This window comes from Pseudomonas sp. E1BtOHC1 (genome assembly GCF_058744285.1).
This window is the reverse complement of record NZ_CP196023.1, coordinates 1,763,638-1,786,948: the sequence shown is the minus strand read 5'-3', so window position 1 is coordinate 1,786,948 and position 23,311 is coordinate 1,763,638. Positions and strand designations below refer to the sequence as shown.

Genomic DNA, 23,311 nt, shown 5'->3' with positions numbered 1-23,311 from the left:
CGCATTTCAATGCCTGGGGCTTTTGCGTGTAAGAAAGAATGCTTCTCGACAACCCACGGCATAATGCGCGCCGTGTTTCACCTCTCTGGACGTACAAGGCGGTCGATGTGTTGAAGAAAACCCTGTTCCAGCTGCACTGGTTCTTCGGCATCAGCGCGGGGCTGATCCTGGCCCTGATGGGCATCACCGGGGCGACGGTGTCGTTCCAGGACGAGATCCTGCGCGCCCTCAACCCATCGGTGCTGCAAGTCGACAAGCTCCCCGCCGGAGTGCTGCCGCCCGCCGAACTGGTGGAAAAAATCCAGGCCGCCGAAGGCAAGACCGTGTCCATGCTCTGGGTGGAAACCGACAGTGGCAACGCCGCACGGGTGTTCTTCACCCCGCCGCCGGGGGAACGTCGTGGCCAGATGCGCTACTTCGATCCTTATACCGGCGAATTCATGGGCGACGCCGTCGGCCAGGACTTCTTCAGCTTCATGTTGCAACTGCACCGTTTCCTGGCCATCGGCGACACCGGCCGCCAGATCACCGGCGCCTGCACCCTGATCCTGATCTTTTTCTGCCTGTCCGGCCTGTACCTGCGCTGGCCGCGCCAGGTCGGCAACTGGCGCGTGTGGCTGACCCTGGACTGGGCCAAGAAAGGTCGCGGCTTCAACTGGGACCTGCACGCGGTGTTCGGCACTTGGTGCCTGCTGTTCTATCTGCTGTTCGCCCTCACTGGCCTGTACTGGTCCTACGATTGGTACAGAGAGGGCCTGACCAAACTGCTCTCCGACTCGCCACACAGTGAACACCAGCGCGGCGGTCGCGGCGGCCCACCGCCCAAGGGCCAGGCGCCGCTGGCGGACTACAACGCCATGTGGAGCAGCATCTACAGCGCCGCCGGCAAGGACCTCAGCGGCTACAACATCCGCATGCCGCCAGTGGCCGGTCAGCCGGCGACGGTGTTCTACCTGTTGAAGGACTCGCCCCACGATCGAGCGCTGAACCAGCTGACCCTGGACCCCGCCACCGGGGTCATCAGCCGTCATGACCGCTACGCCGACAAGAGCTTCAAGTCGCAGTTGCTCACCAGCGTCTACGCCCTGCACGTGGGCAGCTACTTCGGCCTGATCGGACGCATAGTGCTGACCCTGGCCTCATTGAGCATGCCGCTGTTCTTCGTCACCGGCTGGCTGCTGTACCTGGACCGGCGTCGCAAAAAGCGCCAGATCAAGAACGCTCGCCAAGGCCTGGAAAGCGCCGCCGACGATGGCTCGGCGTGGCTGATCGGTTTCGCCAGCCAGAGCGGCTTTGCCGAACAATTGGCCTGGCAGACGGCCGGGCAATTGCAAGCTGCCGGGGTCAGCGCCAAGGTCCAGTCGCTGGCCAGCCTCAGCGAACAGGATCTGCGCAGCGCCCAACGCGCGCTGTTCGTAGTCAGCACTTTCGGCGACGGTGAAGCCCCGGACAGCGCGAGGGGCTTCGAACGCAAACTGCTGGGCCGCGAGCTGCCGCTTGCGGGTTTGCAGTACGCCGTGCTCGGCCTCGGCGACCGCCAGTATCAGCACTTCTGCGGCTTTGCCCGGCGCCTGCATGATTGGCTGTCGAGCCAGGGCGGCAACACCCTGTTCGCCCCCATCGAAGTGGACAGCGGCGACACCTACGCCCTGCGCCACTGGCAACAGCAGCTGGGCCAACTGACCGGACAGGCTCCCGTGGACCTGTGGCAGGCCCCGGCCTTCGACAACTGGACCTTGAACACCCGCACCCTGCTCAACCCTGAAAGCAGCGGTTCCGGAGTCTACCTGCTGCAGTTGCTGGCCCCCAGCACCAGTAGCTGGCTAGCGGGCGACCTGGTGGAAGTCATGCCACGCAACAGCCCATGGATGGTCGACTACTTCCTCAACGGCCTGGGCCTTTGCGGTGAGAGCAAGGTACAGCTCGACGGCCTGGAAGAAAGCCTCGAACAGGCCCTGGGCAGCCGCCAACTGCCGGAAAACCGCAGCCATCTGGTGGGGCTGCATGCCCAAGCCCTGGTAGACGCCCTAGTGCCCTTGAGCATGCGCGAATACTCCATCGCCTCGATTGCTGCCGACGGTTGCCTGGAGCTGCTGGTACGCCAGGAACGCCACGCCGACGGCAGCCTGGGCATCGGCTCCGGCTGGCTGACCGAACACGCGCCAGTGGGCGCCAGCATCAGCCTGCGGGTCAGACGCAACAGCGGCTTCCACCTGCCGGCCGAACCTCGCCCGCTGATTCTGCTGGGCAACGGCACCGGGCTGGCGGGCTTGCGCAGCCTGCTCAAGGCGCGGATCGCCGAGGGCCAGCAACGCAACTGGCTGATCTTTGGCGAGCGCAATGCCGAGCATGACTTCTACTGCCAGGACGAACTGCAGGAATGGTTGACCCGCGGCGACCTGAGCCGCCTGGACCTGGCGTTCTCCCGGGACCAGGCCGAGAAAGTCTACGTCCAGGACCGCCTGCGCCAGGCGGCGGACGAGCTTAAAAAATGGCTGGACGATGGCGCCGCGATCTACATCTGCGGCAGCTTGCAGGGCATGGCGTCGGGGGTGGATCAAGTGCTCAATGAAGTGCTGGGCGCAGACCACGTCGAACGCCTGATCGAACAGGGTCGCTATCGCCGCGACGTTTACTGAGGCCTCAGACGCTTCGCCGGCAAGCCGGCTCCTACACCCATCGTGCTGCACCCTCCGTAGGAGCTGGCTTGCCAGCGAAGGCGCCCGTCAGAACGGCGCAAGGCTCAAAGGCCTCTTCGCCGGCAAGCCGGCTCCGGGACGGGGCGTTGTCGAGGAGGGTTACACCGGTTGCAGGTTGTGCTCGTACACCGCCACGCCATCCAGGTCCCGCAGGATCACCTTCAGCTCTGCCGTCTGCCCATCGATCTGCACTTCGCCAAAGAACTGGAAGCCGGCAAAGGGCGAAGTGTTCTGTGCAAGCGGCGCCTTCTGAAACACCACTTCCGGGCCGAAGGTTTTATCCAGCACATTGGGCCCGAAACTCCCGGCATTCAGCGGGCCGGCAACAAACTCCCAGAACGGTTCGAAGTCCTGAAACGCCGCGCGATCCGGGTGGTAATGGTGGGCCGCGCAGTAATGCACGTCCGCCGTCAGCCACACATGGTTGCGCACCTGATGCTTGCGCAGATGCGCCAGCAATTCGGCAATCTCCAGCTCACGCCCCTGGGCCGGCCCCGGGTCGCCGTTGGCAACGGCCTCCCAACGCGCCACCCCGGGGCTGACTTCACCATCAGGCACCCCCAGGCCAATGGGCATGTCCGCCGCCACCACTTTCCACTGCGCCGAAGAATCCTTGAGTTCGCGCTTCAACCAGTCCAGTTGTTCACGGCCGAGGAAGGGTTTCTCGCCACCGAGGTTGTCATCGTTGGCGCCACGATAACTGCGCATATCCAGCACGAACACGTCCAGCAACGGCCCATAGCTGAGCTTGCGGTAAATCCGTCCGCCACCATCGGCGCTCTGCCGGCGCATCGGCGAATACTCCAGCCACGCCTGCCGCGCGCGGCCCACCAGGGTCTGGATGTCCTTGGTCACGTAACGCTCGTCCAACTGCTTGCTCGGCGACCAGTTGTTGACCACCTCGTGATCGTCCCACTGCCAGATCTGCGGCACCTCGGCATTGAAGCGGCGCAGGTTGTCGTCCATCAGGTTGTAGCGGTAATTGCCCCGGTATTCGTCCAGGGTTTCAGCCACCTTGCTCTTGGCCTCGGTGGTGATATTGCGCCAGATGCGCCCGTCTTCCACGGTCAACTGCGCCGGCACCGGGCCGTCGGCGTAGATGGTGTCGCCGCTGTGGATAAAAAAGTCCGGCAGACGCAGGCGCATCGCCTCATAGATGCGCATACCACCGATGTCCGGGTTGATGCCAAAGCCCTGGCCCACCGTGTCACCGCTCCAGACAAAACGGATATCCCGGCGTTGCGCCGGCGCACTGCGCAAATGGCCGAACCAGGGTTCACTGACCACGCCAGACTGGGCGTCCTCGAAGGTCACCCGATAAAAGATCGCCTGATCGGCCGGCAACCCGGTCAACTCCACCCGCGCCGTGAAGTCGGTCCGCGCATCGGCCAGGGGCGAGATGAAACGCCGAGGGTTGCTGAACATGCTTCGCGTGTCCCACTCCACCACCATCCGCGCCGGGCGGTCGCTGCGACTCCAGATCATCGCCCGATCCCCCAGCAGATCCCCGGACTGCACCCCATCGGTGAGCTGCGGCCGATCCTTGACCGAGGCGATCACCGCCGGCGCCAGGCTCGGCAGCAACAGCCCCGCCCCGGCGATTTGCATGATCCGACGACGGCCGAGGTTGAACTCGCTCATGGTGACTCCCTGACAATGGTCAAAAGGCAACCTTAGTCAGTGGGGATGAAGGGGGTGTGACAGGACAGTGGCGAGGTGTGACCTGAATTAAGCATGCTGCTCACGCGTGTTTTCTTAGCTGCTTACACGGAAGTGAGGTGCTACGCACGGCCGTGGCCCAGGCCGTGAGTTTTCTGAGCTGCCTACACGGCAGTGAAGGTGAGGACTGAAACGAAGCGGTCCATTGACCTTTTCTTAGCTGCCTACACGGCAGTGAAGGCGACCGCCCCGAACACGGATGTCGATGTTGATTTCTTAGCTGCCTGCACGGCAGTGAAGATCGATGCTCATGGGTGGAATGCCTGTTCGAATTTCTTAGCTGCCTGCACGGCAGTGAAGGAGCTTCGCGAAACCAGCCATATCCTTAGCCTTTTCTTAGCTGCCTGCACGGCAGTGAAGGGGATAACTGCCGCTGCATCACTGCCGAGGTTTTTCTTAGCTGCCTGCACGGCAGTGAAGTATCCCTACATGCAGGTCAACCGCCCGGGGATTTTCTTAGCTGCCTGCACGGCAGTGAAGGAAGGCCGCGTCCGGTTCCTCTCTTTTATGGATTTCTTAGCTGCCTGCACGGCAGTGAAGGTTGAGCTGCTTGAGGACCGTGTCATTTTTCTTTTCTTAGCTGCCTGCACGGCAGTGAAGCCCAGGCTTTGCAGGATGATGTTGGTGTCAATTTTCTTAGCTGCCTGCACGGCAGTGAAGTGTCGCGGCTGTGATAGCAATAGTTTTCCCATTTTCTTAGCTGCCTGCACGGCAGTGAAGCTGGTTCATACTGCGCGAACGCCGGTCTGCCATTTCTTAGCTGCCTGCACGGCAGTGAAGAAGCCCGCGCCGCCCTGGACAAAGCCACCGAGTTTCTTAGCTGCCTGCACGGCAGTGAAGGCGCAACAGGAGCTGTTGTACCAGCAGTCACTTTTCTTAGCTGCCTGCACGGCAGTGAAGACCAAACAGTCGGTACAGCAGTGTCTCTTTCATTTCTTAGCTGCCTGCACGGCAGTGAAGTCGCTGTTGCGTTCATGGGCTTCCTCCTGACTTTTCTTAGCTGCCTGCACGGCAGTGAAGCGCGAGCTATCCCGGCGTGACTGGTTCGAGGATTTCTTAGCTGCCTGCACGGCAGTGAAGTGCGAGGACTCCAGGGCGTCCGCAATGGCGCATTTCTTAGCTGCCTGCACGGCAGTGAAGTCGCGCAGCTCGGCCCGCTGCTCCTGCTTTACTTTCTTAGCTGCCTGCACGGCAGTGAAGCTATCTCGCAGACCGCCTGACCGATCTTCCCTTTTCTTAGCTGCCTGCACGGCAGTGAAGTTCAACGAAAACCCATTCTTTCGGGTCTGCCATTTCTTAGCTGCCTGCACGGCAGTGAAGGAACTGGAAGGTGTCGCGCGCGGGCTATATGATTTCTTAGCTGCCTGCACGGCAGTGAAGCATGAGCTGGCCGGTATCGTTCTTGGTATCCATTTCTTAGCTGCCTGCACGGCAGTGAAGTGGCCGACAGTTCGGCGGCGGTGGCCACAGGCTTTCTTAGCTGCCTGCACGGCAGTGAAGTAGAGCATTTTTTCCATAACCCTCTGATTGCGTTTAGAAAAGGCTCCCAAAGACTCCACATACCCTTTTTCTGAGCCCCCTTGTAAGTCGTTGATTTTACAAGAGGGCTCAGTCCCTCCAGAAAAAAGGGTTAAAACCAGGGCACCGTTGCGCTTGAGCTCAAGCCATAAGCGTTGAATATTCCTGCCTGTGGTTGCTCAAGAAGCGGGCCGTGGCGGATGAACAAGTGGAACACTTGATGGCTGGTATGGCTGCGCATGACAGCAAAAGGCAGGTCACAGCGTTTCGCTGCTGTATCGGGAAGACGCCGACGTGCCTCGTCCTCGGAAAGCCCGTGACGCTTGATCAAACGGCGCCGCAGGCGTTCGGGATTGCTGTCGACCTGCACCCGGCAGACATGACGATGCTGCACGTGTGCCGGCACAGGGCATGGCTGGCCGATATGCACATGGTCGCGCATCCCCGTCAGCCAATTGATGGCCAGCAATTGGTCTAGGGCCTCGCTGCTCCCGTGAAGGCGCAGGTGCGAGCCCAGGTGGCGGATCGAGTGTCGAGTCTCAGGAAAACTGATGCCGATATCGTTTCGCCGCACGTCATGCAAAGCGCGATGAAGTTTATTGAGTAGCGCACTCATCAACTGCGTTGGCGGAAACTCAGGGTCGGGCAGCAGTTTCAGGTCGAGGTAGTGGTTCATGGCTCAACCTGCCTCACCGAAGACACCGCCCCGAATCAAGGTGGCAATCACGAAGTGTTGCTGTTCAACGGGCGGTACCTGATCTTTCAAGACCCAACCATCCAGCAAGGTGTAGAAGTCATCCTTGCTGCCGCGTGGCTGGCGATAGGCTTTGCCCTGGGTGGTCACCGAACCATAGGGTTCCACGGCGATCGGCCCGTTGCCATCTGCCTCCTGATACCAGGTGTCGATGCTGCGCAGCGCGTTGCCGATTTTCTGCGAGTGAATGCCCGCGATGTTTTCAACGCTGTACAGCGTTTTGCTCTTGTCGCCGCGCCCCCGATCCAGAATCAGTTCCTGGGAGGGAAAAACTTCCTGTCCGGCGCCTATGCGGGCGTAGGCGATGATACGCAACAGCACATGCTGCTCGCCGGCCAAACCCTTGGCGATCAACTGCGTGAGTTGCTGCAAGGCGTCGCCGTGGGCCCCCTCCTCGTCGAAATGACGCAGTGACAGACTCAAACTGTCGAAGGTCCATTGCGAAGCGCTGCTGCCAGCGACCAGATGGTCGACCTCGACCTGCACCTGCTCGGCGCCCATTCGGTTGCGCCACAGAAAGCGTCCGTTGGCCAGGTTATGTGCGTAACGGCGCGCCAACTCGTTGAAACCGTTGGCCTGTACATAGCCCTGCACGGTATCCAGCAGTTTTTTCCGGTAGGCGAAATCGTTGCAGGCCGAGGGCTGGCCGGTACCTGCCAGCACACGCAGGGTAAAAGTAACCCGCAGGGTGTCGGTATCGTGGGGCAGAGTGGCGACATCCACGGTTTGCAGGTTGGGGTTTTCAATCTGGGCATCCAGCTTGGCCGGGTCCAATTCCTTGGCTTTGAGTCGGTTGGAAATGGTCCCGCGTACGGACTTTTCGCGCACAACGACAGGCACCCAATGATTTCGGGAGTGCCAGTCTCCGGCGTGGAACAACGCATCGGACGGATCAAGCTTGCGTTCGAAGGCCAGGACAGAAGCGGTTTTCAGGGCGTCATTGCTCATGTTCGTATTCCTTTGCTCAAAAGGGCTATCAGTCGAAGTGGGACATTGATTGCGCACGGTAGTCGTTACGGCAGCGGTACAGACCCTCGTCACTTTGGTAGTCGGCGTACCAAAGCAACTGCTGCACCGATTGCAGGCGGTGGGGGCTGATCCACTGGCCCACACCATAGAGGCTTTCCACGAAACGGAACGGGGTCTCGGCATCACGTGCGCGAGCAACCGAGCCGGCTGCCTGAAGTGGGGTGAGCGCGCCATAGCCCAAAGGGATGGGCACTATCCACCCCAGGCCCTTGCGATCGTTGGTCCATTCAGTGTGGCGTGGGGATTCGCATTCGCTCGCGGGGGTGACGCTGGACCAGTTGATCCGTGATAGCGACAGCCAGGCATCCAGTAGCGTGGCCTGGGGCTGGCTGGCTTGCAGGTCGTGATGACGCTGTTGCAGAAGATCTTGCCGCTCTACCAGTACAAACCCGGGCAGCAGGCGCAACTTGGTCTCATAGAACAGTCGCTCGCGCGCCTCTTCGTCACCGGTCATGGGAATCACATAAGGCTGCTGCTTACGATAAGGAGCGCTCGAAGGAAGCACACTGCCTCCGGCGATGCGCATCTGCATCAACAGTTCGCGTACCTGATGCGCGATGGCTCTGCCATCGCTCTGGTCACTGAGCGCTTGGCTTTGTACGGCAAACACCAGGCTGATCTGCAGGTGGATCCGACCTTCCTCAACGATTGCCGCGGTACTGCCATCCCTATTGAGTGGGTTGCGGGTCAGGCGCAGGGTGTTGACGAAGTCGCCCTGGGTCACTTGTTCTTCGTGATGATGGGCGACCACGCTGACTGCGTTGAATTGCAAGTCCAGGCCTTCTGCATGGGTTTTCCTTTCCAATGCCCACATCAACCCCAGGAAAGCCGTGATAGAGGGAAAACCATGGGTCAGGGGACTGGAGAGACTGTTGGCGTTTTGCACCCACAGATGTGGGATGACCAGCAGGTGTTCAAAGTGTGGACACTCAGCCATGCGTCACCTCTACAACGGGCTCATCAAATATCGAGGACTGTGATGTTTCGGCTTCGATAACGGCCTGTCTGGCCCAATGCGCCTGTTCGGTATCGCCTACCGGCAAGCCGCGTTGCAGCAAAATACCGTTCAGCCAGTTACCAAAGCGATGGGCGACTTCTTCCGCCCAAGCCTGTCGGGCAAAGGCTGCAGTAAAGGCCTGGTCTACTTCGATGTGCTCCTCACGCGGCGGCAATTGAGCGCGTTGCGGGTCGAGCCAAAGCTGTTCGCACAGCGCTAGCCGGCATTGGCTATCACGGCTCCAGCCGGCTGGCAGAGAGGCGCGAAAGCTCAGACCAAAGGCCGCCAGCGCACGCCCCAGCGCGAGCTCTATACGCTCACGCCGCAGGCGGGTGTGCATGGTGGACTGAGGGTCGGACTGGAGCAGTGTGCAAAGGGCCTCGATCAACTCATCCACGTCCTCAAAACGCCGCAGGCGGGTGAAGGCCGAATCCAGGTGCAGAACGCTGCTGGGGTGCTGCTTCCAAAGCGGCGGAAGAGAGGCCAACAGATAATTCACGCCCCCACGTTCGCTGTTGAGCTGGCTGATGTTCTGCGGTTTGGTCCCCCCGAGCTTGCGCACCACCAGTTGCGGGTAATCGCCGTAGGTTCCTGTGTAGGGCTGGCGATTACGCCGGGCCAAACGTGCCGCCTTGTTGGCCTCGCCAAAGCGACGCTCGTTGATATCAGCGTGTACGGCATGAACCAGGCTGCTGGGAAACATCGGTTGCAGCAATTCAAAGCCGGCATCGTCGCTTGGCTCGCCCGAGACACACCAGAAAACCTGCTTGGCCAAGCTGTGGGAAACCAGGGTTTCGTTCAAGCGAATCAAACCCTTGAAGGCCTGGGCCCAACTTTGCGCCAAGGTCGGATCCGGGCTCAGGGCGGCCAGCAGATCGACGTCGTCCTGCTGCAGCCAGTCCAGCAGCCGCGCCCCTTCTACCTCCAGCTTGAGAAACTTGTACACATCCAACGCCGCGGCATTACCCACAATGTCTTCAACGTAGTCGCTAGCCAGTACATGGGTACCGATCTCCTGATGCTGCGTCAGCGTTTGCGGAGCGGCATGCAGGCTGCTGCCACGAGCATCGGGGTGGGTGGCTTTGAGGACATGGGTGACGGCCTGGATTTGCGTTACTCGGCGGGCGGCGTCGGCGAGCCAAGTGCTGTATTCGTATTTGCTTTTTTGCTCAGGACTTTCAATCGCACCGGTCTTGAATTTGACTTCCCAGCGCTCATTGATGAACAAGGCTATGGTGTCGCGGAAAGTTCTGGTGCGCGATATTTGGTTCGATCCTTCGGGCATATCAGGATTCCATAGGTGTCGACTTGGCGAGTACAAAGTCTATAGAATCCCCGCAGCAAACTGCTGCGGGGATGCTAAGACTATGAGGGGAGTCCCTCACCTAGCTCTTCTGATCATGAGTTGGTCAGACACATCTCTATCCTCCTTCGCGCGACACTCCTCGTGCATAGGGCCGGGGCCAACCGGCAATTGCTGCTGTGTAAACCCTAGGGGCGCGCCAACGCCCCTAGGGTGATTGGGATAATAAGGTAGGAGATTTATTAAATCAACCGTACCAGTGTTACTCTAGAGAAGCCTAAAACTACTGAAAAAGTAGCTCAGAAAGTACCTGTGTCGCTCTAGCGATGCCCTTCACTGCCGAATAGGCAGCTTGAACGCCGGACAGATCTTCTGTCCGGCTTATTTTTTTCTGCCAAACCCCAGCACCGGATGAAAATGCCAGCCCTGGGTGCTATCGATCAGCTTGGCGGTGGTAAATCGTTCGGCACAGGCCCGTAGTGAAAGGCCCTGCACCTCGGCCTGTCGAGTCAGCAGTTGCATCAGGTCGTGCTGGCCCCAGGGGGCGATGCGCGGGCCTGACAGGCTATCCAGATCGATCTCGTCCAGCAGATTCCTCACGGGAACGTACGCCTCGGTTGATCCTGGGGCGTATTTTTCATGGATGCGATGCAACACCAGGTTTTCTTCATCCTCGTCCGGCAACCAGAGCACCTCGATTTCCCTGACCGAGCTTTCGCGGAAGGGTTGCTGCTGTGGCAGAGCCCAGGTCAGGGCTACCTGGGGGTACTGCCACACGCAGGCCGCATCCAGTTCGAAGGAGGCAGGCTTGACCCCGCGTGGCGTCGGTTTGCCCAAGCCGCTCCGATCCTTGGGCAGCATCTGCGCACTGATCCGCGCATGCTCCAGATCCACCAGGTTGTGCCTTGGGCGCCAACCCTCGGTGGCCCTGGGCTGGATTCGAGGGCGGGCACTGATGCACTGGTAATCGGCCTGATCCAGCAGTTGAGCAAGGCGATGGCTGGCCAGGCGCCAAGGGTGCTCGCGCTGGCCGCTCTCACTCTCGAATCCAGGTCGGATAAAGGCCGCGGCACCTGGCTGCTCGAAATGTCGCAGATTGCTATCGAACACCAGGACATTGGCGCTCTGGCAGGGACGATCACGGTGGCGCTGTACACGACCGGCGAGCTGGATCAGTGAACGCATCGATGAAGGCTCGACCACTGCCCAGTCGTAGTCATGGTCACGCCCTACTTCGGTAACCGGCGACCCCAGCACCACAAACAACTGATCCCGCTCGGGGTACTGATCAATCAACTGGCGTATCTGCGGATGGGCATACAGTGCATTCGGCTCCCTACGGTTCAGGCAACTGTCCAACTGAGCTTCGATGGCCGAACGCAACAACAGCGGAAAACGCGAGTGATAAACACACAGATGAATGCGCTGGCCAACTGGAGCCCCCAATGCGAACAGGGCTTGGGCAACGTCGAACAAGGGTTCGATGTTCGCCATGCGCACCAGGCCAACGCTGATTTTCTTGCCACTGTGCGGACATGCCTCGGCATGACGCGCATGCGCTTGCAGCATCGCCGCCTGGACGTGTTCAGCGAAAACACGACGCATGGCCTCCACAGGCTGTGTATCAATCTTCAGGGGAATGAGCTCGCCACGCCGTCGTGGCTCGATGCCCTCAAGCGCTTGAACACGGCGCCCAACGAATACGCTGTGTTGGTGGACAAAGCTCTCGGCGCTGTTGCAAGCGCCCTTGTGGGCACCGAACTCATCGACCCACAGGCAAGGGATTTCGCTGACGGAAGAACCGGGCTCCCCTCGATTGCGTCGGTAATGCAGGCGGCCGGCACGATAAGCCTGGAACATCCCCTCCAGCAGCGCCGGAGGCAGGGTCGCCGACGATAACAGCACCCGGGTGCCCAACAGGCCTGCCCAATACACCAGACGCGTTAGAGCAGGCAGGTCGGCGAGGTCGAAGTCATCCAGTTCATCAAGAACCAGGTCACTGCTGAGCAGGCGCAACATGGGCGCTATCTGCCGACCGGCTCTCTGTGCTTCGGTCGCGGGCATCAGGTGATCGATGGTGCACACCAGCATCGGCGCATTGAGCAGGGCCGTGATCTGGGGATTATTCATCACCTTGGACAACAGGCCGTGGGCCTCCATGGCGCCCTCATAACGCACATGGCTGTCTTCTTCGATCAGGGCTTGGGTAGAGGCCGATCCGCAGGCCTCGGCCTCGGCTTGGTAGTAGTCGAACAAGGCCCGGCTTGCAGAACCTCCGACCCTGATGGCCAGATCGTCTTCACCCAGGTTCAGATCCTCGCGGTAGCTGTGACCGGTTTGCAGGGTCAGGGTGCGCAGGCCCAGGGCGAAGGTACAACGCATACCGATCTGTGGGTCGGCCAGGGCGTACATGATTCGGGCATTGGCCAGCGTCTTGCCGCACCCGGTGGAGGCCATATTGACGATAAAGGCGCCGTGCTGTTGTGCCTCCGCGCGCATACTTGTTGCGGCGTCCGCGGCCTTGTCCTGCCAACTGAAACGAGGGGCACCGCTGCGTTTGCGCAAACCTGGATGACGGGCCAAGCGGGGTAAATGACGCTCGAAACCGGGCAGACCGTGAACAACGCTGCGGGCCATGCGCGCCACCCCGAGCAGGTGTTCGTCCAGGGGCTGTTTGAGTTGGCCATCGGTGTGCGTGTTGGCAAACAAAGGATGCTGGCCATCGCCCTTTACCCGTTGACCCGACTCAGGCGGCAAGCTGGAGTAGTAGTGATCGCTCAACATCAGGCTCATACGAGCCAGATGCATGACATAGGGGTTGTTCAGCCAGTCGCCATGACCGGGCTTGGCTTGCAGTATCAGCAGGCGATTGGCGAGCTTGGCAGCCTGCGCCCGCCATTTGGGCCAAGTCACCGGCAGCCCATGCTCGAACTGCCAAAAAACCTCGACGTCCTCGATAGAGGCTGGGCGGCTGCACTCATTCCACTCGTGAGTGATGCCCTCGATCAGGTTGTCCAGCATCGACGGATTGAAGCGGGCAGACTTCTTTCCCAGCCACCGCTGTTCTCCTTTGTTGCTCTCATCCCAGCTTGGCAGTGTGGGCAAACGGTGGTGACTGACCACAAGCCAGGCAATGGCGGCCGCCAACGGCGCGAGCTGTTTGAAGGGCGGAGGCGTCGCGGCATCGAGCCCATCGCGCTGATAACGGCCTGCCGCCAGCCAACTGTTGTCATCCTCGTCAGTGGGCGCCGCCAGCCGCCGCAACCAGCTGGGATCATCATCAGAACCAACGAACGCCAGGAACAAACGCAGTGAAACCCACTCATGGCGATATAGGTTCCTTTCCACACTGCGCAGGCGCAGTTTGTTCTGGAAGGCAATGCTAGCCTTACCCAAGTCATGCAGCAGCGCCGCCATCTGCGTCAGCAGCGAGATGTCTTCAGCACAATGCCAATCATTTTCATCGTCTTTGCGCAGCACATTACGCGTAGTGGTATGAGTCGGTACCGCACCCTGTTCATTGAATCGCTTGGCGTCACCGACGATCCACAACAGCTCGCTGTGATCCAGCCCGCGAATCCAGTGACAGGCCACTGCGGTATTGCGTCGGGCGCTTTTCTTGAGCAGGCGCCTGAGGGTATCCAGGCCGGCCTGCGTGATGGGTGTTTGCCAAGTACGCTCGCCACGCCGCTCGGCAAACTGATCAAGAATTCGCCGGCTTTGCACCAAGGCTTTTTTATCGCACTGACAGATCAGCATGACGTTCATAACGCCCGCTGCTCCATCTGCTGAGCGACAGCCTTGAGACTGTCGATCATAAAATCCAGGGCTTCGCCACGGGTCAGGTTGTCAATGCAAGCCTGGCGGAAGGCTTGCTCGTCATCGCCGCGCTTGGCCGACAGAAAGGCCTGAGGCAGCACCAGTGCATCCTTTACCAAATCGGCCACATCAAAAACCAGGCCCCCACGGCGAGTCTTGCCATGCAGCACCGCCAGCCCATGGGGTAAACCCAGCACCCAGGTGGCGGTCGCAGCCAAACCGTAAGCCAGGTAGTTGCCGTGATCGAGAAATCGATTGGCTGGGTCTACGCCACTGCCACCTTTGGCCCGGACGAAATCGCCATAAGCGGTTGCCGTTGCGGCCAACTTGAACAGGCGCTTGGTCAGGCGAGCCTCTTCGGTCAGCAGGTAAGTCACGTCCGGAGCAGCATTCAATGAGCTCAGCGATTGCGCCAAGGCGGACTCCAGCGCCGAAGAGTCGATGTCGAAACCAGCTTTTGCCAGGGGCCCCTGCGACCGCCAATATTGCCGGATGCAGTCCAGGCGCAACCTCTGGAAAGCCTTGGCCGCCTCTAGACGTTGTTGCTCATCGAACCAGAAACGCACCCAGCGTTGCAGATACTCAGTAGGGCGATACTCGCTTTGCGGGGAAAACCAAGCGACTTCGATATCGATCTCATTGGCGCTGAACAGCGGCGTGCCACCGCCCCCGCAAAACCCCACCAGAACGCCAGCCTTGGCCAGTTCGCGCATGGCTGCCTGAGTGACCGACGTGCCCGTACCCAGCAGCACGGTCGTGGTGTTGGCGATTGGGATATTCCAGTACAGCGACTGCTTGCCGGCATCGGTTACATACTCGACCCGACCACCATTGACCAGCACCCGACAGTGCTGCAGGTAATAGATATTGGCGCGCTTGGAATGAAGAATCGTTTTTAGATCTGCGGAGCTGATGTCTTCCATAAGAGAGAGCCGCCTGCTGCATCGTCCATTGAGCGGTAGCGGTTATAAGCAATGTCGGGTTGTTCGTCTATGCCAGGTTGGAAATTCAGATCGTTGACTCGCGCCAGTGCAAATAGAGCTGCCGGGCAAACCTGCTGGCGAAGTTTGAAGGTCACCGGTTGCGACTCAATGCTTATGGGCCAGATTTTTAGCTGCCTGTACGGCAGTGAACTCCCGTAAGCGCATCCGCGAACAGCAGAACCTTTTCTGAGCTGCCTATACGGCAGTGAACAGGCTGGAACTTTTCGATGCTGTGTATCTTCTTTTCTGAGCTGCCTATACGGCAGTGAACCAATCGGCTGTGTCTGTGTCTTCGGTGTGCACTTTCTGAGCTGCCTATACGGCAGTGAACTGCTTGAACATCACCACGCTTGTGCGCTTCCATTTCTGAGCTGCCTATACGGCAGTGAACGCGCGACAGCGCTGGAGTTCTTACGGCTGCAATTTCTGAGCTGCCTATACGGCAGTGAACGACCAGACCGCCGACCAGTCCGGCGACATGATTTTCTGAGCTGCCTATACGGCAGTGAACCTAAGGCCACGATTCGCGGCCACGAACTGGAATTTCTGAGCTGCCTATACGGCAGTGAACTAGCCGCCGCAACTGAGCCACCAGCAGACGTTTTTCTGAGCTGCCTATACGGCAGTGAACGCGGACCAGGCGCCCGCCGCCTGCAAACGCTTTTTCTGAGCTGCCTATACGGCAGTGAACCACCCAACTGGTGAGCCCGTTGCGCCAGCCCATTTCTGAGCTGCCTATACGGCAGTGAACTGTCCTCGGTTGCTCTCAGCGTAGCTTTCCGTTTTCTGAGCTGCCTATACGGCAGTGAACGATCTTCAGCCCCCAAACCTGTTTGTGGCTTTTTTCTGAGCTGCCTATACGGCAGTGAACGCCCAACATCACGCTGTAGACGACCTGGTTAGTTTCTGAGCTGCCTATACGGCAGTGAACACAAGCGTCTCTGTGCGTGTCGGGCTGCTGATTTTCTGAGCTGCCTATACGGCAGTGAACATCGTGTTGAAGATCGACCCGGCGGTGGTGCTTTTCTGAGCTGCCTATACGGCAGTGAACTTGTTCCGCACGCCGCGAGGAAGGTTAGCCATTTTCTGAGCTGCCTATACGGCAGTGAACGACCAAAGAACTCAAGAGGGCTTCAGCATGAATTTCTGAGCTGCCTATACGGCAGTGAACTTTTTTACGGCTGCAAACTGGGAGATATATCTTTTCTGAGCTGCCTATACGGCAGTGAACAGGTCTGCGTGCGGAATCGACCAGACGATGTTTTTCTGAGCTGCCTATACGGCAGTGAACGGCACAACGATCTGTCAGCTATGGCTAGTCGATTTCTGAGCTGCCTATACGGCAGTGAACTTCGGCGTCGACAAAGTCACCTTTGAGGACCGTTTCTGAGCTGCCTATACGGCAGTGAACCGACAGAGGGGTGCTGATTCACCCCTCTTCCTTTTCTGAGCTGCCTATACGGCAGTGAACTAGACAACTTCCTTCATAACCCTATGATTTAAAAGAACAACCAGCTAAACAACCCGCCAGCCCCTCTTTTTAGAAGCCTCTGTAAGTGATTGATTTTACAAAGGGCTTAACCTCCCTCAAAAAAGAGGGTCAGCACCGAGCATCAGATCGGCAGGGCACAGACTATATACTTCGAACCTATTTATTTGAGGTTCAAGTGAGAAAAGTGACGGTTCCGCAGTGACCAAGATGGAGCGAGGGAGCACCTCCCTCGCCACAGAAATCAAGCCGTTCAGCTGGGAGCATGACGATTGCCATCAAGCAAGGCATCGACCACGCCACGGGCCATTTCCACCGAATGTACCAGGGACCAGATCAGGCCACGCTCGATGCCGCTGGCGTGTTCAGTGATCTCGTCGGACACCTCTTCGGCCGCCTTGAGCAGCATGGAAACGTGGAGCAAGGCTTCCTCGGCGCTGATGCCGGGGCGGACGATGAAGGGGGAACCAGCGCCAATGGGCGTGCTGACCGTTTCTCTAAGGGCTTTGAGCACTGCGTGGTTGGCAGCATCGTGCTTGAAATCGCATAAACGACGAGCACGCGAGATATGAGAGGTCGAATTTGAACGTTTCATGAAGCTCCTCCGAATGAATGGAGTCGCCATAACCTATCAGAACAAGTAGAAACTCCACTGACTGGGTACGGGACCGAAATCCCTGAACTCAGGCTGCTAACCCCGGACACTAAACTGCAGTGACGTCCCGAAGACTAGCCAGCAAATTATGTAGTCACAAGCGCCTAAGAAAGTCTCCGACCAAACTTACAAAAGAAAGAGATTTTCCCGACTTGCATCGCTGACAAATGCTTTCGGAAACCTCAACACCCAACGCCAGCTTCTCGGTCGTTCGCAGCCTGCGGCAGCGACTACAGCAGCCCAACCCCCAAACGCCCCCATCGCCCAAACGCGCCGGCCGGTAGGCCGCGCCAAACGGCTTTTGATCTTGATCCACCCGCCCCCTTCGGCAGGCCGAGTGGAGGTGTTTATCAGGGGATTGGCGCGCAGCGCCCCTCGACGTAGTCGAGGACATCGCTGGAAGCGATGCCCCCTGATAAGCACCGGAGGGAGGGAACCTGAGCGCAGCGAAGGCCGTACGCGGGGGCAAGCCCTTTTGGTTCCTTTTGTGGCGTTTGACAAAAGGGACTCGCCGTAAGGGCGAAACCGCCAGCCGACGTTACCGCAGCAACGGATATGCACTCCGTACCGATGCATCAGGCCGGCTTCAAGGCCGCCTTCGCCGGCAAGCCGGCTCCTACGAAGAGGCGGGCTGCAGGGCCAGCTCCACCGCCTCGGGCCGTTTCACTACCGCATACACCACCGCAGTGAGCAGGCTGCCCGCGACAATCGCCAGCAGATACAGCAGGGCGTGGTTGATGGCATTCGGGATCAGCATGACGAACAGGCCGCCGTGGGGCGCCATCAGTTTGCAGCCGAAGTACATCGACAAGGCCCCGGTCAGGGCGCCGCCGGCAATGCTCGCCGGGATCACTCGCAACGGGTCTTTGGCGGCAAACGGAATCGCCCCTTCGGAGATAAAGCACAGGCCCAGCACCAGGGCTGCCTTGCCGGCTTCACGCTCGGTCTGGGCAAATTTGCGTCGGGCAATGAAGGTGGCAATCCCTAAGCCAATGGGCGGCACCATGCCCGCGGCCATGGTCGCGGCCATCGGTGCATAACTCTGGGAAGCCAGCAGTCCTACCGAGAACGCATAGGCCGCCTTGTTGATCGGCCCGCCCAAATCCACGCACATCATGCCGCCCAGCAGCACGCCCAGCAGAATCGCGTTGGTGGTGCCCATGCTGTCGAGGAAGTGGGTCAGGGCTTCGAGCATGCCCGCCACGGGTTTGCCCACCACGTAGATCATCACCAGCCCGGTGAACAGGCTGGCCAGCAGCGGGATGATCAGGATCGGCTTCAGCGCCTCCAGGCTTTGTGGCAAACGCGCATATTTATTGATCGCCTTGGCCGCATAACCGGCGAGGAAGCCGGCGACGATGCCACCGATGAAACCCGCGCCCAGGGTGCTGGCGAGCATGCCGCCGATCATTCCCGGTGCCAGCCCTGGTCGGTCGGCGATGGAGTAGGCGATGTAACCCGCCAGCAGCGGCACCATCAACTTGAAGGCGGTCTCGCCGCCGATCTGCATCAAGGCCGCGGCCAAGGTGCCCTCTTCCTTGAATGCGGTGATGCCGAAGACGAAGGACAGGGCAATCATCAGACCGCCCGCCACCACCATCGGCAGCATGAACGACACCCCGGTCAGCAGGTGTTTGTAGACCCCGGTCTTTTCCTGTTTGGCCGGTGCCTGGGCGCCTGGCACGGAGGACTCCATCTGGCCCTCGGCCAGGGCCTTGTTCAGGGTCGCCTCGGACTGTTTCAGGGCCACGCCGGTGCCGCAGCGATAGATGCGCTTGCCGGCAAAACGCTCGGTGGCCACTTCGATGTCCGCCGCCAGCAGCACCACGTCGGCCTCGGCAATGGCTTGGGCGCTCAGCGGGTTGCGGGCGCCCACTGAGCCTTGGGTTTCCACTTGCAGGTCGTAGCCCAGGCGCTTGGCGGTCTGCTGCAAGGCCTCGGCGGCCATGAAGGTGTGCGCCACGCCGGTCGGGCACGCAGTGATCGCCACCAATCGCGGCGCGCGTTTGCCCGCCTCGACCACGGGCTCGGCACTGGCCTCGCTGGCCACATGGACCTGGGCCTCTTCGGCGCCGCGACGCAGCACTGCATCGACATCCTGCAAGGCCTGGGACGGGCTGCTGCGGTACACCCGTTTGCCGACAAAGCGCGACATATCCACAGGCCCGGTGCTGACCACCAGCACCCACTCGGCGGCTTCAAGGGTGGCCGCTGACAGTTGGCGTTCCGGGTGCGCCTCATCGTGCACTTCAACGCTGGTGCTCCAGCCCTGGCGCTGGGCCGCGGCGTCCAGCAGGCGGGCGCAGAGCACGCTGGTGACCATGCCGTTGGGGCAGGCGGTAACTATGGCTAACTTCATACGCAACCCTCTTATTGTTCTAGGAGGGGGTGCACGCGCACCCCCTGCTCCAGCCGGGCCAGTTGCACCCTGTCGCTGATGCCGAAACCGATCTGGGTCACGGCCATGGCGGCAATCGCCGTGGCCGTGCGCAGGGTCTGTTCAAACGGCTGGGCGCTGAGCAGGCCGTGGAGCATGCCCGCCAGCAGCGAGTCGCCGGCGCCCACGGTGCTGACCACGCTGACCTTGGGCGGCAGGGCCTGCAAGGACGGTGCAGCACTGAACCAGTTGACCCCCTCGGCGCCGTGGGACACCACCACGTGCTCCACGCCCTGGGCGCGCAGCAGGCGCGCCGCCTCGGCTTGCCCCGCCACGGATACCACCGGACTGCCGAGGGCGTCCGCCAGCTCTTCGGTGTTGGGCTTGATCAACCAGGGCCCCGCGGCCAGACCGGCGCGCAATGCGGCGCCGCTGGTGTCGAGGGCAACTTTCAGGCCGAGGTTTTTCAGGCGCAGCAGCAGCGCCTGGAACCATTCCGGGCTGATCCCCTGCGGCAGGCTGCCGGCCACCACCACCGCATCATGCCCGGGAGCGATCTGTTCCAGACGCTCCAGCAAGGCCTGTTGCGCCGCCTCGCTGACGTGCGGCCCGGGGCCGTTGATATCGGTAATGCGGCCATCGCTTTCGGCCAGTTTGATGTTGCTGCGGGTGTCACCAGGCACGCGGATAAAGGCATCGACAAAGCCGCGCTGGGCGAACAAGGCGTCGAAGGCCTGTGGATTGTTTTCCCCGAGAAAGCCGCTGACGGTCAGTTGATGACCGAGGTCGGCCAGCACCTGGGCCACGTTCACGCCCTTGCCTGCGGCATGGGTGTGCATGGCGTCGCTGCGGTTGACCTGCCCCGCATCCAGGCGCGCCAGCTGCACCGTCAGGTCCAGCGCCGGGTTGAGGGTCAGGGTGAGAATCTTCGCCATTACATGGCCTCCACTAGGGCGCGCACTTCGTTGGCGCTGCCGACGGCCAAAGCCTGTTGAGCAAGGGTTTGTGCCTGAGTCAGGCTGAGGTCGCGAATCCGCGCCTTGACCTCGGCGATGCTGCGTCCGGAGACGCTGAGTTCATCCACCCCCAGGCCCACCAGCACCGGCACCGCCAGCGGGTCGGCCGCCAGCTCGCCGCAGACCCCGACCCACTTGCCGTGGGCATGTGCGGCACGCACGGTGATGTCGATCAGTTGCAGCACCGCCGGGTGCAGGCCGTCGGCCTGGGCCGACAGCGTCGGGTGGCCGCGGTCGATGGCCAGGGTGTATTGGGTCAGGTCGTTGGTGCCGACGCTGAAGAAGTCCACTTCCTTGGCCAGCACCGGCGCCAGCAAGGCGGCGGACGGCACCTCGATCATGATCCCCAGTTGCAGGTCGGCCACGGGGATGTCCTGGCGCAGACGCTCGGTCATGTCCCGGGCCTGACGCCATTCTTCGACGCTGCCGACCATGGGGAACATGATCCGCAGTGGACGGTTGTCCGCCGAGCGCAGCAAGGCGCGCAATTGCGCTTCCATGATCAGTGGCCGCTGCAGGGTCAGGCGGATGCCGCGCACACCGAGGAAGGGATTTTCTTCCTTGGCGATCGGCCAGTAAGGCAGCGGTTTGTCGCCGCCCACATCCAGGGTGCGCACCACCAGCGGACGCCCGGCGAGGCCGTCGAGTACGCGGCGGTATTCGGCTTCCTGGGTGGCTTCGTCCGGAGCCTGGGGATGGGCCATGAAGATCAGTTCGGTGCGCAGCAGGCCGATGCCCTCGGCACCGTTTTCCACGGCGGCGGCGACACCGGCGCTTTCACCGATATTGGCGAACACCTCGACGGCATGACCATCGGTGGTATGGGCCTGTTGATGGCGCTGTTCGGCGGCCGCCTTGAGCCGCTGCTCGCGGCTGTCACGCTCTTCGGCCGCCCGTTGCAAGGTCGTGCTATCAGCGTCCACATGCAGGCGACCGCGCTGGCCGTCCAGGAGCAAGGACGTGCCGGACTTGATCAGCAACACGCTGGCCCCCGCGCCCACCAGGGCCGGAATCCCCAGGGCCCGGGCAACGATGGCGCTGTGGGCGGTGGCGCCGCCGCGGGCGGTGAGAATGCCGGCGACCCGGGTCGGATCGAGGCGCGCGACGTCCGAGGGGCCGACTTCGTCCATCACCAGGATGTAGGGCTGGTCCGGCTCGGCGGGAGTTTCGATGCCGCACAGTTGCGCCAGCACCCGGCGGCCAATGTCCCGCAGGTCGGCGGCACGCTCGGCGAGCAAGGCGTCCTGCAGGGCTTCCTGTTGTTTGGCGGCAGTTTCAATCACGGTCATCCAGGCCGCTTCAGCGCTTTCGCCCTGCTTGAGGCGGGTGTCCACTTCGTCGGTCAACTCGGGGTCGTCGAGCATTTCCTGGTGGGTGATGAAGATTTCGCGAATGGCCTTGGCCTGGCTGCGCTGGATCAAGCCGTCGATGTCCTGGCGCACTTCGGCCAGGGCCTGCTGCAGGCGCTGGCGCTCGATAGCGGTGGACTCGCCCCGCAGCGGGTAGTCGATGGCTTGCTGAACCTGGATATGGGCCGGGCCGATGGCGATGCCGGGAGCGGCGGCGATGGCCTGGATCAGGCTGCCGGAGGCCGGCGCGCTGAGCGGGACCACGACTTCCTGCTGTTCTTCCCGAGGGGCGCTGACGGCCGGCAGTGGCTCAACCTCTTCGCCCAGCCCCTCTTCGATGGCCGCCAACAAAGCAGGCAAAGCGTCGGCGGCAATGCTCGGTTCAGCGATCAGTTCCAGCACCTGGCCGCGTCGGGCACCGAGGCTCAGCAGCTTGCTCAGGCTTTTTACCGAGACGGCCGAATCCTTGCCGTCGGCGATGCGGATGCGGATCTCGCCCTCGAAATTTTTCGCCAATTGCGCCAGCACCTTGGCCGGGCGGGCATGCAGGCCGTGGGCATTGGCCAGGGCGATACGGGCGCTGGGCCAGTCCGCCGGCAACTCGCCGCCGAGCACTTCCAGCACCGCACGGCGGCTGGTGGCACGGCCCAGTTCCTGGCCTCGGCCTTCGATCAGCAGCGCACACAGGCGTTCCAACAACGCTTGATGGGCCTCCCCCAGGCTGGCCAGGCAGAACAGGCCGCTCAGGGGCTGGCCCAGGTAGCGGATGGGTTTGTCCGGGGTGACAAAGGCCAGCCCCGGGCGCAGTACGGTCTGCTCGCTGTGCAACCACCACAGGCCGTCGCCCAGGGGCAACGCATCGACCTGTTGCAGCACCGCGGCAAAGCCGTTGCTCACGCACTCGGCCTGGCGCAGCAGACGGGCGCCACGCCAGACCAGTTCTTCGAAGTCTTCCGCCGCCACCCCGAGGCCGATCATCTGCGCATCCAGCGCCAGTTCCTGGGGCGCACCCTGCAACAGCTTGAGCAGGGCCTCCGGGGAACTGGCGCGACGCAGGGCCTGGCCCAGGTCGGTTTCACCCAGGGCGCGGGTCAGGAGTTGCAGGAGTCGCAAATGCTCGTCGGATTTGGCCGCGATGCCGATGGCCAGGTAAACGATCTGCCCATCGCCCCAATCCACGCCGTCGGGAAACTGCAGCAGGCGCACGCCGGTGGCAAACACCTGATCGCGGGTTTCCGGGGTGCCGTGGGGAATGGCGATGCCTTGGCCAAGAAAGGTCGAGCCCTGGGCCTCGCGGGCCTTGAGACCGGCCAGGTAACCCTCGGCCACCAGGCCGTCAGCCACCAGTTTGTCGGCCAGCAAATGCAGCGCCGCGGACTTATCCACAGCCGACTGGCCCATGGATATCTGCTCTACAGTGAGCTCGAGCATGGCTTCTCCTATTTAGCGCGGCAGGTGGCGGCGCTAGGTATTGTTTTAAGTAAGCAGAGTAGGCGTCTTTATGGCCACAAACGGGACTCATTACCTGGCAGGGGCGATTTTCCGTTTGCGCTTTTGCCTAGAAAATACGCCAGCTGAAACGTTTAATCTAGCAAGATTGGTAC

General features: G+C 61.1%; 13 protein-coding genes and 2 CRISPR repeat arrays. Of the genes, 1 reads left to right on the top strand and 12 read right to left on the bottom strand.

Annotation, left to right across the window (positions count from 1 at the left end; genetic code table 11):
* Positions 1 to 107 precede the first annotated feature (107 nt).
* The gene (locus tag ACSSVC_RS08155; RefSeq protein ID WP_492612163.1) at positions 108 to 2,639 is read left to right on the top strand and encodes a PepSY domain-containing protein; all 2,532 of its coding nucleotides are present in this window, start codon (positions 108 to 110) and stop codon (positions 2,637 to 2,639) included.
* 159 nt (positions 2,640 to 2,798) lie between these two features.
* Here the strand turns inward: ACSSVC_RS08155 and ACSSVC_RS08150 are convergent, their stop codons facing one another.
* The 12 genes from ACSSVC_RS08150 to ptsP form a co-directional block, all read right to left on the bottom strand.
* Complete coding sequence (locus ACSSVC_RS08150; RefSeq protein ID WP_492612162.1) at positions 2,799 to 4,340, bottom strand: alkaline phosphatase D family protein; 1,542 nt, start codon at positions 4,338 to 4,340, stop codon at positions 2,799 to 2,801.
* A gap of 110 nt (positions 4,341 to 4,450) precedes the next feature.
* Positions 4,451 to 5,918: a CRISPR direct-repeat array (repeat unit 28 nt; unit sequence TTTCTTAGCTGCCTGCACGGCAGTGAAG).
* Between the two features lie 130 nt (positions 5,919 to 6,048).
* A complete protein-coding gene (gene cas6f / locus ACSSVC_RS08145; protein WP_492612161.1) occupies positions 6,049 to 6,612 on the bottom strand; it encodes a type I-F CRISPR-associated endoribonuclease Cas6/Csy4 in 564 nt (187 codons plus the stop codon).
* A 3-nt stretch (positions 6,613 to 6,615) separates the two neighbouring features.
* A complete protein-coding gene (csy3, locus tag ACSSVC_RS08140) occupies positions 6,616 to 7,638 on the bottom strand; it encodes a type I-F CRISPR-associated protein Csy3 (protein WP_492612160.1) in 1,023 nt (340 codons plus the stop codon).
* 28 nt (positions 7,639 to 7,666) lie between these two features.
* Entirely contained in the window at positions 7,667 to 8,656 is a 990-nt protein-coding gene (gene csy2 / locus ACSSVC_RS08135; RefSeq protein WP_492612159.1) for a type I-F CRISPR-associated protein Csy2, read from the bottom strand.
* Positions 8,649 to 10,001: a type I-F CRISPR-associated protein Csy1 gene (csy1, locus tag ACSSVC_RS08130; protein WP_492612158.1), complete on the bottom strand. Its 1,353-nt coding sequence runs from the start codon at positions 9,999 to 10,001 to the stop codon at positions 8,649 to 8,651. Before csy1 ends, csy2 begins: the two co-directional genes overlap by 8 nt.
* 399 nt (positions 10,002 to 10,400) lie before the next feature.
* Positions 10,401 to 13,787, bottom strand: coding sequence for a type I-F CRISPR-associated helicase Cas3f (cas3f, locus tag ACSSVC_RS08125; protein WP_492612157.1), 3,387 nt, complete (start codon positions 13,785 to 13,787; stop codon positions 10,401 to 10,403).
* Positions 13,784 to 14,761, bottom strand: coding sequence for a type I-F CRISPR-associated endonuclease Cas1f (gene cas1f / locus ACSSVC_RS08120; protein WP_492612156.1), 978 nt, complete (start codon positions 14,759 to 14,761; stop codon positions 13,784 to 13,786). Before cas1f ends, cas3f begins: the two co-directional genes overlap by 4 nt.
* Positions 14,734 to 14,916: a hypothetical protein gene (locus ACSSVC_RS08115; protein ID WP_492612155.1), complete on the bottom strand. Its 183-nt coding sequence runs from the start codon at positions 14,914 to 14,916 to the stop codon at positions 14,734 to 14,736. Before ACSSVC_RS08115 ends, cas1f begins: the two co-directional genes overlap by 28 nt.
* A gap of 28 nt (positions 14,917 to 14,944) precedes the next feature.
* A CRISPR array of direct repeats spans positions 14,945 to 16,292; the repeat unit is 28 nt; unit sequence TTTCTGAGCTGCCTATACGGCAGTGAAC.
* Positions 16,293 to 16,563: 271 nt separating this feature from the next.
* Entirely contained in the window at positions 16,564 to 16,905 is a 342-nt protein-coding gene (locus ACSSVC_RS08110; protein WP_492612154.1) for a DUF6124 family protein, read from the bottom strand.
* A gap of 676 nt (positions 16,906 to 17,581) precedes the next feature.
* Complete coding sequence (locus ACSSVC_RS08105) at positions 17,582 to 19,324, bottom strand: PTS fructose-like transporter subunit IIB (RefSeq protein ID WP_492612153.1); 1,743 nt, start codon at positions 19,322 to 19,324, stop codon at positions 17,582 to 17,584.
* An 11-nt stretch (positions 19,325 to 19,335) separates the two neighbouring features.
* Positions 19,336 to 20,277 (bottom strand): 1-phosphofructokinase, encoded by a 942-nt coding sequence (gene pfkB, locus ACSSVC_RS08100; RefSeq protein WP_492612152.1) that lies wholly within the window; start codon positions 20,275 to 20,277, stop codon positions 19,336 to 19,338.
* Positions 20,277 to 23,138 (bottom strand): phosphoenolpyruvate--protein phosphotransferase, encoded by a 2,862-nt coding sequence (ptsP, locus tag ACSSVC_RS08095; RefSeq protein WP_492612151.1) that lies wholly within the window; start codon positions 23,136 to 23,138, stop codon positions 20,277 to 20,279. The genes pfkB and ptsP overlap by 1 nt, the downstream gene beginning before the upstream one ends.
* Between the last annotated feature and the right edge of the window lie 173 nt (positions 23,139 to 23,311).